11 protein-coding genes are annotated in these 10,189 nt (G+C 58.3%); 6 read left to right on the top strand and 5 right to left on the bottom strand.

The annotated features are described in order from the left end of the window. Positions 1-361: 361 nt before the first annotated feature. Together rhtA and QMX93_RS27705 are read left to right on the top strand one after the other, a co-directional pair. On the top strand, positions 362-1,249 hold the full coding sequence (gene rhtA / locus QMX93_RS27710; RefSeq protein ID WP_282358695.1) for a threonine/homoserine exporter RhtA: 888 nt from the start codon (positions 362-364) through the stop codon (positions 1,247-1,249). A 168-nt stretch (positions 1,250-1,417) separates the two neighbouring features. Continuing rightward, positions 1,418-1,699 (top strand): hypothetical protein, encoded by a 282-nt coding sequence (locus QMX93_RS27705; RefSeq protein ID WP_282358694.1) that lies wholly within the window; start codon positions 1,418-1,420, stop codon positions 1,697-1,699. 1 nt (position 1,700) lies between these two features. Here the strand turns inward: QMX93_RS27705 and QMX93_RS27700 are convergent, their stop codons facing one another. Next, positions 1,701-2,264, bottom strand: a complete 564-nt coding sequence (locus QMX93_RS27700) for a TetR/AcrR family transcriptional regulator (RefSeq protein ID WP_212543655.1) — start codon at positions 2,262-2,264, stop codon at positions 1,701-1,703. 92 nt (positions 2,265-2,356) lie between these two features. Here QMX93_RS27700 and QMX93_RS27695 point away from each other — a divergent pair, with 92 nt between their 5' ends. Then, on the top strand, positions 2,357-3,085 hold the full coding sequence (locus tag QMX93_RS27695; RefSeq protein WP_212543656.1) for an SDR family oxidoreductase: 729 nt from the start codon (positions 2,357-2,359) through the stop codon (positions 3,083-3,085). A 37-nt stretch (positions 3,086-3,122) separates the two neighbouring features. Continuing rightward, complete coding sequence (locus QMX93_RS27690) at positions 3,123-3,719, top strand: 2-hydroxychromene-2-carboxylate isomerase (RefSeq protein WP_282358693.1); 597 nt, start codon at positions 3,123-3,125, stop codon at positions 3,717-3,719. 49 nt (positions 3,720-3,768) lie between these two features. Here QMX93_RS27690 and QMX93_RS27685 read toward each other — a convergent pair whose 3' ends face one another. From QMX93_RS27685 to QMX93_RS27670, 4 genes are all read right to left on the bottom strand, one after another. Next, positions 3,769-5,577: an aminopeptidase P family protein gene (locus QMX93_RS27685; RefSeq protein WP_282358692.1), complete on the bottom strand. Its 1,809-nt coding sequence runs from the start codon at positions 5,575-5,577 to the stop codon at positions 3,769-3,771. A 56-nt stretch (positions 5,578-5,633) separates the two neighbouring features. Next, positions 5,634-6,800 (bottom strand): aminotransferase class V-fold PLP-dependent enzyme, encoded by a 1,167-nt coding sequence (locus QMX93_RS27680; RefSeq protein WP_282358691.1) that lies wholly within the window; start codon positions 6,798-6,800, stop codon positions 5,634-5,636. Positions 6,801-7,005: 205 nt separating this feature from the next. Continuing rightward, positions 7,006-7,620, bottom strand: a complete 615-nt coding sequence (locus QMX93_RS27675) for a LysE family translocator (RefSeq protein ID WP_053122169.1) — start codon at positions 7,618-7,620, stop codon at positions 7,006-7,008. Between the two features lie 101 nt (positions 7,621-7,721). After that, a complete protein-coding gene (locus tag QMX93_RS27670) occupies positions 7,722-7,991 on the bottom strand; it encodes a hypothetical protein (protein ID WP_282358690.1) in 270 nt (89 codons plus the stop codon). A 391-nt stretch (positions 7,992-8,382) separates the two neighbouring features. On the opposite strand from QMX93_RS27670, the gene msuE reads away from it, so the two are divergent. Both msuE and ssuD read left to right on the top strand, forming a co-directional pair. Next, entirely contained in the window at positions 8,383-8,946 is a 564-nt protein-coding gene (gene msuE, locus QMX93_RS27665) for an FMN reductase (RefSeq protein WP_282358689.1), read from the top strand. A 10-nt stretch (positions 8,947-8,956) separates the two neighbouring features. Continuing rightward, complete coding sequence (ssuD, locus tag QMX93_RS27660) at positions 8,957-10,102, top strand: FMNH2-dependent alkanesulfonate monooxygenase (protein ID WP_282358688.1); 1,146 nt, start codon at positions 8,957-8,959, stop codon at positions 10,100-10,102. The last annotated feature ends 87 nt before the right edge of the window (positions 10,103-10,189 follow it).

The raw sequence follows: 10,189 nt of genomic DNA, 5'->3' as shown, positions 1-10,189 counted from the left end.
AATTCTTCAACAACTTCAACCACTTGCGCTTCAGATCTCTCGTCAGCGGGAGGCGAATTCTACAGCGTTACACGCTGCTGTCAACACCTCTTTTTCAACTTCCTTTTGGCTTCGATGAACTGAAGCAACTCGCTGCCGAAAACTTCGCAACTCATTGAATCTCAAGGAGTTTTCCGTTTCGACTGCGCCGGAAGTGGGGCGAATTATAGACGCATGGAATCTGCCGTCAACCCCTGATTTCATTTTTCTATCGATAAACGCAAAAAGCCTGCTTATATATAGACGCCATCGTAGCGAATGCGCAGTATATTGCCCAACAACTCAAAAATGCCTGCTATATACCCTGGATGACGCCTCCGCTATGAATGACCAACCCCGCTCGCTTGCCTCAATGCTGTTCCCGGTTGGCCTGCTATTAATAGCCATGGCATCGATCCAGTCCGGCGCCTCGCTGGCCAAAAGCATGTTCCCGGTGGTTGGCGCCCAAGGCACTACGACCCTGCGACTGATCTTCGCCAGTGTGATCATGCTTCTATTGCTGCGTCCATGGCGCGCCAAGCTGACGGCCAAGTCGCTGCGCACGGTCATTGTCTACGGCATGGCATTGGGCGGGATGAACTTCCTCTTCTATATGTCATTGCGCACAGTCCCACTAGGGATTGCCGTCGCACTGGAATTCACCGGACCACTGGCCGTCGCCATTTACGCATCACGTCGTGCTATCGATTTTCTCTGGATTGGTTTGGCGGCTGCAGGCTTGTTCCTTCTCATCCCCACAGGCGCGACTACTGCCGGCTTTGATCTGGTCGGTGCGGGTTACGCATTGGGCGCCGGTGTCTGCTGGGCACTCTATATCCTCTTCGGTCAGAAGGCCGGGGCAGACAATGGCGTAACGACCGCAGCGTTGGGCGTGATGATCGCCGCCCTGTTCGTCGCGCCCATCGGCATCGTGCATGCAGGCGCTGCTTTGCTGACGCCCTCGCTGATCCCGATCGCTATCGGCGTGGCCATCCTTTCCACCGCCCTGCCCTACACCCTGGAAATGGTTGCACTCACCCGCATGCCCGCGCGCACCTTCGGCACCTTGATGAGTATCGAGCCCGCATTCGGTGCGCTATCAGGCCTGCTGTTTCTGCAGGAATACCTGACGTTGTCACAATGGATGGCGATTCTGTGCATTATTCTCGCCTCCGTCGGAGCTACGCTGACAATGGGCAGCGGCGCGAAGCCCGCCATTGCGGCCGATTGAAACAGGATTTGACGAAGGTCTGGCATTTGCCGCTTATTTAGGCCATGTTTAGTTCGTTAACCCAGTGTCAGGCATGGATTTTTTCGAATACGGACGTCAGAACGCTTCAAGCGCGATCGCATACAGGCAGACCAGAGCAATAGACTTCTGGCTGCCATAAGGACGGTAATGAAACGAATTTTGATATTGATCGCCATACTCGCAGTTGCAGGCTGCGCAGCGACATCGGAAACCCAGGTAAAGCGCGGTAAAAAAGGGCTGCACATCAACTGTTCGGGGCTTTCGTCCTCCTGGGACAAGTGCTACGCCCACGCCGCCAACGCCTGTGCCCCCAAGGGCTATAAAGTCATTGCCAAATCGGGCGACGGCGTCGAGGAGCCTGGCGACTATCCTTTCGGCCTAAACCCTGCTGGCTACACCAGCCGCAGCATGATCGTCATCTGCAAATAGCTCATTGCGGTCTGGCGATCTGCCGAGCGATTTCTTCCTGACTGGACTTCAGCACTGTGTGCTGAATGTCCGGTGTGGCCAGCATACGCGCCACCACCAACGCTCCGACACATTGCGACAGCACTGACCACGCCAGGCTGTCGCTCTCCAATATTTTCGCCCAACTCTCCTGCAACCGGCAGATCCACAGCTCTGCCTGTTCCCGCACTTGAATATCAGAACGGGCGATCTCCGCACCCAGCGATGGCAAGGCACAGCCGGACTCAGGCTGCTCGACATGGGCCATGCTCAGGTAATGCTTGAGACAACGCTGCAGTCGTTCGTGATCCTGAGTGCCCTGCCCGCCCAACCGTTCCAGGCTCTGGCCCAATTCGCGCTCGACGATAGCGGTAAACAACGCATCCTTCGACGCGAAGTGACTGTAGAACGCCGCACCACTCAAGCCGATAGCCTTCATCAAACCATCAACGCCTACCGTAGAAAACCCTGAACGCTTTGCCGACAGCGAACTGCTCTGCAGCAGCTTTTCCCGGGTTTCCAGCTTGTGACTGGCGGAGTAACGCATATGTTTGCCCTCGAAATTGACCGCCTTGACGTTGTCGGAATCCTAGCATAACGTTCGTTCACTTAACGATCGTTTAGCAAAGGGATCTACCCATGAATAACAAGAAGGTCGTGTTGGTTGTCGGAGCCGGCGATGCCACGGGGGGCGCGATTGCCAAGCGCTTTGCCAAAGAAGGATTCGTTGCCTGCGTCACGCGACGCAGTGCCGACAAATTGCAGCCGCTGGTAGACGCCATTCAGGCAGACGGCGGCGAAGCGCACGGTTTCGCCTGCGATGCGCGCAAAGAAGAAGATGTGATCGCGCTGATCGAAGACATCGAAACCCGCGTCGGCCCGATCGAAGCGTTCGTCTTCAACATCGGCGCCAACGTGCCGTGCAGCATCCTCGAAGAAACCGCCCGCAAATATTTCAAGATCTGGGAGATGGCCTGCTTCTCGGGTTTCCTCAATGCACGCGAAGTGGCCAAGCGCATGGTCACGCGCAATCGCGGCACGATCCTGTTCACTGGCGCTACCGCCGGTTTGCGCGGAGCCTCAGGGTTTGCCGCATTCGCCGGCGCCAAACACGGTATCCGCGCACTGGCACAAAGCATGGCAAGGGAATTGGGGCCGATGAACATCCATGTCGCCCATGTGGTGGTCGACGGTGCGATCGATACCGACTTCATTCGCAACAGTTTCCCGGAGAAATACGCCACCAAGGATCAGGACGGCATTCTCAACCCCGAGCACATCGCCGAAAACTATTGGTACCTGCACAGTCAGCCGCGCGATGCCTGGACATTCGAGCTGGATCTGCGTCCGTGGAACGAACGCTGGTAAACCCGCCGCCCATAACAATAATGAGAGTGCAGCAAACATGACGAAAACCGTGGAGTTCTATTTCGACCTCGGCAGCCCTGCCACGTATTTGGCCTACAGCCAATTGCCAAAAATCTGCGCAGAGACTGGCAGCGAATTGATCTATATCCCGATGCTGCTCGGCGGCGTGTTCAAGGCGACCGGCAACGCCTCCCCCGCGATGATCCCGGCCAAGGGTCGCTATATGTTTCAAGATCTGGATCGCTATGCAAAACGCTACGGCGTGCCGCTGAAATTCAACCCGCACTTCCCAATCAACACGTTGATGCTCATGCGCGCCATCACGGGCATCCAACTGCGTCAGCCGGAACGCTTCCAAGCGTTTATCGATTGTCTGTTCACAGCGCTTTGGGTCGATGGTCGCAGTATGGACGAACCGCAAACCGTCGCAGCGGTATTGAGTGAACACGGTTTCGATCCGCAGGAGGTACTGGCACTGACCAATGACGAGTCCGTCAAAGCTGTGTTGAAAGAGAATACCGAGACTGCGGTTAAACGCGGCGTGTTTGGCGCACCGAGCATGTTCGTCGGCAACCAGTTGTTCTTTGGTCAGGATCGACTCGACTTCGTCGAAGAGGCATTGCGCCAGATCTAGTTCGAAGCCATCACTCGGGCGCTGGCGACAGCGCCCGAGCGTCAATCGTTTAGATGGCAGCAGTACGCGTGTTCAACCACTCCAGCGCAGCACCTTCCAGCAACGGGCTCAAACGCTCACGCACTTCAGCGTGATAGGCGTTGAACCACTGTTTCTCTTCCTGAGTCAGCAGCGCCGGCACCAGGCAGCGAGTGTCGATCGGGCACAGGGTCAAGGTTTCAAACTTGAGGAATTCGCCGAATTCACTGCTACCCGCCTCGCGATTCATCGCCAGGTTCTCGATGCGCACCCCCCAACGACCCGGACGATAGGTACCCGGCTCGATCGAGGTGATCATGCCCGGCAACATCGCGGTTTGCGGTGCTGGCGCGGCTTGGTAGGCAATCACCTGCGGGCCTTCGTGAACGTTGAGGAAATAGCCAACGCCGTGACCGGTGCCGTGACCGTAGTCGACGCTCTCAGCCCAGATCGGCGCGCGGGCGATGGCGTCGAGCAGCGGCGACAGAATGCCTTTCGGGAACTGCGCTCGCGACAGTGCAATCACGCCTTTGAGCACGCGCGTGCAATCGCGTTTCTGCTCTTCGGTTGGCGTACCGACCGGCACCATCCGCGTAATGTCAGTGGTACCGCCGAGGTACTGACCACCCGAGTCGATCAGCAGCAGACCATCACCCTCGATCACCGCGTGCTCTTCTTCGGTGGCGTGATAGTGCGGCATCGCGCCATTGGCGTTGAACGCGGCAATGGTGTTGAAACTCAGCGAGACATAATCCGGACGACGTTCACGGGCAGCCGTGAGTTTCTCGTCGATGGTCAGCTCGGTAATCCGCTCACGACCCCAGGCCGACTCCAGCCAGGCGAAGAATTCGCACAGCGCTGCACCGTCCTGCTCCATCGCTTGGCGGATGTGCTGAGCATCGGCTTCACTTTTCTGCGACTTGGCCAGCGTTGTCGGATTGAGACCTTCGACGAGTGTCACGCCGCTGTCGAGGTTTTCCAGCAGACCGCTGGTGACCCGCGCCGGATCCACCAGCACACTCGAACCACTCGGCACGGCGCGCAAGGCTTCAGCGACTTCACTGTAGTCACGCAGGGTGACGCCATCGGCTTCCAGCACGGCGCGCAAATCCGCATCAACCTTGCTCAGCGCCACGAACAACGTGGCTTGCTGTTGATTGATCAACGCAAAGGACACAAACACCGGGTTGAACGACACGTCGCCGCCGCGCAGGTTGAACAGCCAGGCGATATCGTCGAGGGTGGCGATGAAGTGCCAATCAGCGCCACGCGCTTGCAGGGTTTCGCGCAGTTTGGCGAGTTTCTCGCCACGGCTGACGGTCGCCTGTGGCGGCAGATGTTGATAGATCGCTGCATTCGGTAGCGTCGGGCGATCGCTCCAGACTTCCTGCAACAAATCGATGTCGGTACGCAGACGCGCGCCACGCGCTTCGAGTTTGCTGCTCAACGTGCGCGCCGAGGCCACAGCCATTACTGCGCCATCGACGGCGACCACGCCACCTTTCGGCGTTTGCTCAGCCAGCCAGTCCAGCGGACTCGGTTGACCCGGCTGCAACTTGACCAGTTCGATGCCGCTGCCGTTGAGTTCTTTAGTTGCCTGTTCCCAGTAACGGCTGTCGGCCCAGACGCCGGCGAAATCGTTGGTGACAATCAAAGTGCCCACCGAACCGTGGAAACCCGACAGCCACTGCCGGCCCTGCCAGTAACCCGGCAGATATTCCGACAGATGCGGGTCGGCAGACGGCACCAAGAGTGCGTGAATGCCTTCGCGACGCATCAGCTCGCGGGTGTGCGCCAGGCGCTGGGGCACCGATCCTTCGGTCAAGGTCTGGGTACTCATCATGTCTCCTGCTAATCACTTCATCGTTATTGTTCGTAGCCGTTAGGTCGGCTGGTTTACAGCCCTGTCGCCCAGAATGCCGGAGCACTGGCGCAGGCGGTCTTGATCAGTTCGCAAGCCTTGTCGATATCGTCGGCGGTGGTGAAACGGCCGAGGCTCAGGCGAATGGTGCGCCCGGCCAGGTGCGCGTCATGCCCCAGCGCCAACAGCACGTGAGACGGTGCGTTACTCGCGGAGTTACACGCCGAGGTCGCGGAAAACGCGATCGAATGACTCAACGCGGCGCTATTGAATTCGCCTTCGCTGAACGTCAGGCTCAAGGTGTGCGGAATGCGCTGGCTGGCGCTGCCATTGAGGCATACGCCGGGCAGGCTCAGCAATTGTTCGAGCAGACGTTCGCGCAACGCGACGATTGTGCTTTTCTCTTCATCAAACGCCGCAGCCGCCAGCGCAAACGCCGAACCCATTCCGGCAATCTGGTGCGTCGCCAGCGTCCCGGAGCGCAAGCCACCTTCGTGGCCGCCACCGTGAATCTGCGCCTGCAATTTTTGCTGTGCCCGTGGGCCGACATACAACGCGCCGATACCTTTGGGACCATAGAGTTTGTGCGCCGAAAACGACATCAGATCGACCGGCCACTGCGCCAGATCGATCGCCACTTTGCCGGCACCTTGCGCCGCATCGACGTGAAACAACACTTCACGGTTGCGCACAATTTCGCCAATCGCTTGTACGTCGTTGACGGTGCCCAATTCATTGTTGACCAGCATCAGCGACACCAGAAAGGTGTCCTCGCGCAGCGCTTCACTGACCGCCTGCGGCGTGATCAGGCCATCGGCGTCCGGCACCAGATAGGTCACGGCGATGCCGGCGTCCTGCAATTGGCGGGCGGTATCGAGAATGGCTTTGTGTTCGATCTGACTGGTGATGATGTGGCCGCCGGACACGCCGCGCGCCTGCGCCACGCCTTTAAGGGCGAGGTTGTTGGACTCGGTGGCACCGGACGTCCAGACAATCTGTTCGGCTTGGGCGCCCACCAGTTCGGCGACTTGCCGGCGAGCCTGCTCGACCGTGTGCCGGGCCTGCTGGCCGAAGGCGTGGGAGCTGGAAGCCGGGTTACCGAAGTTACCGTGAAACCCCAGACATTCGATCATCACCTGGATGACCCGCTCGTCCACCGGGGTGGTGGCGGCGTAATCGAAATACAACGGACGTGTGTTCATAAAAGACTCGCAGAGCGTGTTCCGGGATCAGGAGGCTCGTGTCTGCAAACGGCACCGCGCAGCCTTGTGAGCTGCGCGTCGGTTCGAGAGCGTCATCAATACCTGATCGGATGCCGTTAAAGAAGAACAACTTCATTTAAAAGTGCGTAGGAACGCTCCTGAAGCGAGCTTAACAGGCATCGGGCCGCGGGTTGAAGGCTATGCGTCAGTGAAAGCTTTCGAGAAGTAACGGATACAGCGAAATCACCAGCAGCGCGGCCATGCCCCAGTTGAACACGCGCAACCAGCGCGGATCTTTCAACACATTGCGCAACAGCGTGCCGCAGGCAGCCCAGACGCCAACACTCGGCAGATTGATGATGGCGAATACGGCGGCAATCACCACGACATTGGTGAAATAGCCCTGCATCGGCGTGTAGGTGCTGATTGCGCCGATGGCCATGATCCACGCCTTTGGATTGACCCACTGAAACGCCGCAGCGCCGAGATAACTGATCGGTTTGGCCTCGCCCTGAACGTTGTCGCCCACCGGCCCCGAGTGAGCGATTTTCCACGCCAGATACAACAAATACGCCGCGCCGACGTAGCGCAGGATCGTATAAAGAATGGGATAGGTCTGAAACACCGCGCCGAGTCCAAAACCGACCGCCACCACCAACACGAAAAATCCGCAGGTAATGCCCAGCATGTGTGGAATGGTGCGGTTAAAGCCGAAGTTCACGCCCGATGCCAGCAACATGGTGTTGTTCGGCCCCGGCGTAATCGAGGTGACAAGGGCAAACAGGGCAAAGCCCAGCAGCAGATCAAGCGAGAGGGTCATGGTGGGCAATCCGTCAGGGTCATTCAGGTGTTGACCCTATCTCACGCCACCGCGCAAACCCACGGACAGTTGAGTAAAACTTCCAGCAGTACAGTTTGTTATCAGCTAGGACGACCGTGCAGCTGTACAGCTCGCTCGGCGCTCATCTCACCTTGTTTATCGAAGCTGAAAGTCTTCTGTGGCTGGCCGAGCAGTTGGGCTTTTTTCGCGTGGTATTCGTCGAAGGACAAACCACTGCGGTTCAGTGCTTCCATCGCCAGTTCGCGGGATTCTTCTGCGCTGTAAGGCCGCAATTCTGGCGAAACGTGACCGGCACAACCGGCAAGTACGGAGACAGCGAGCAGCAGCGAAACAGTCAGTAAATGATTCATGGGAGCGTCCTGGCGAGCAGTGGTAGTCGATGGACAAAGGCTACGCCCGGGCTCGCTCGCGCAGAAATCAACGCTCTCAATAGTGGCTATCAGGATTTTCGCAGAGCCTCTGACATATTCGTTAACGATCTATAAATATCGATTAAAGGTCTTTTGCGGAATAACAACTAGCCTTTATAACTTCTCCCCATTGGCGTTTCAGTGTTGCTCCAGCAACTGTTGCTCAGGCAACAGCAGTTCAACAAAGCCACCTGAAATTCGTACAAACGGCCGCTAGCAAAACTCTCAAAGCCCCGCCACACCGGGCCTCCAGGAATTGGTACAGCGTTTGCTCAAGCCCAGTGACTTAGCCACTGCTCGCTGAGCAACTGTTGAAAACAAGGAATTGATCATGTCGCGTCCTCTGAAAGTCGTCGCCCTCTCCGGCGGAACCTGGCGTCCCTCACGTACGTTGGTGCTGACCCAGGCCTTGCTGGCCGAACTTGCCGGGCATTTGCCGATCGACAGCCATCTGATCGAACTCGGTGACATCGCCCGCCCACTCGGCGGCGCCCTTTCGCGTCAGGAGCTGAGCGCCGAAGTCGAGGCCGAGTTGCAAGCCATCGAATCAGCGGATTTGCTGATTGTTGCAGCGCCGGTTTATCGCGGTTCTTACCCGGGGCTGCTCAAGCATTTGTTCGACCTGATCGACCTCAATGCGCTGATCGATACCCCGGTGCTGCTCGCTGCCACCGGTGGCAGCGAACGCCATGCGTTGGTGCTTGATCACCAATTGCGTCCGCTGTTCATTTTCTTCCAGGCCGTGACCTTGCCGATTGGTGTGTACGCCACCGAAGCCGATTTCTCCGACTACCAGATCACCAGCGAACCGCTGAAAGCGCGCATCCGTCTGGCCGCCGAGCGCGCTGCGCCGCTGTTCGCCACACAAATCAAACCGTTGCTGAAGATCGCTTAAGGAGCTGTTCATGGATGTTTTCTGGTTCCTGCCGACCCACGGCGACGGCCACTATCTGGGCACCACCCAAGGTGCACGCCCGGTCACGCTCAACTATTTGAAACAAGTCGCGCAAGCCGCTGACAGCCTCGGTTATCACGGTGTGTTGATCCCGACCGGGCGTTCCTGCGAGGACTCGTGGGTGATCGCCTCGGCACTGGTGCCGTTGACCGAACGCCTGCGTTACCTGGTGGCGATTCGACCGGGGATCATCTCGCCGACCGTATCGGCACGGATGGCGGCGACGCTGGATCGATTGTCCAACGGCCGCTTGCTGATCAACGTGGTGACCGGCGGCGACCCGGATGAAAACCGTGGCGACGGCAGCTTTCTCAGCCACAGCGAACGCTACGAAGTGACTGATGAATTCCTGAAAATCTGGTGCCGCGTGCTGCAGGGCGAATCGGTGGATTTCGAGGGCAAGCACCTGAAAGTGCAGAACGCCAAAGCGCTCTACCCACCTGTGCAGAAACCTTACCCGCCGCTGTACTTCGGCGGCTCCTCCGATGCGGCGCATGATCTGGCCGCCGAGCAGGTTGATGTCTACCTGACCTGGGGCGAACCTCCGGCGGCGGTCGCAGAAAAAATCGCTGATGTGCGCGAACGCGCGGCGCGTCACGGGCGCACGGTGAAGTTCGGTATTCGTCTGCACGTGATCGTCCGCGAGACCGCCGAAGAGGCGTGGAAAGCCGCAGACAAACTGATCGAGCACATCAGTGACGAAACAATAGAGGCGGCGCAGAAGTCCTTTTCGCGTTTTGATTCAGAGGGTCAGCGGCGCATGGCGGCGTTGCACGATGGCCGTCGCGACAATCTGGAAATCGCGCCGAACCTGTGGGCCGGTGTCGGTCTGGTGCGCGGCGGCGCGGGGACGGCGCTGGTTGGCGATCCGCAACAAGTGGCAGCGCGGGTCAAGGAGTACGCGGATCTGGGCATCGAGAGTTTCATTTTCTCCGGTTATCCGCATCTGGAAGAGGCTTACCGCTTTGCCGAGCTGGTATTCCCGCTGCTGCCCGAGCCGTACGCGAGCCTGGCCGGGCGTGGCGTGACCAACCTGACCGGGCCGTTTGGCGAAATGATTGCCAATGATGTGCTGCCCACCAAAGCCACGGCATAAACAAATCCCCTGTAGGAGCTGCCGCAGGCTGCGATCTTTTGACTTTGATTTTCTAAAAAACCGGATCAAAAGATCGCAGCCTGCGGC

It is taken from the genome of Pseudomonas sp. PS01303, assembly GCF_029959385.1.
Lineage (GTDB): Bacteria > Pseudomonadota > Gammaproteobacteria > Pseudomonadales > Pseudomonadaceae > Aquipseudomonas > Aquipseudomonas rustica.
Note: the sequence above shows the minus strand (reverse complement) of the source record. Positions and strands in the feature narration are given on the sequence as shown.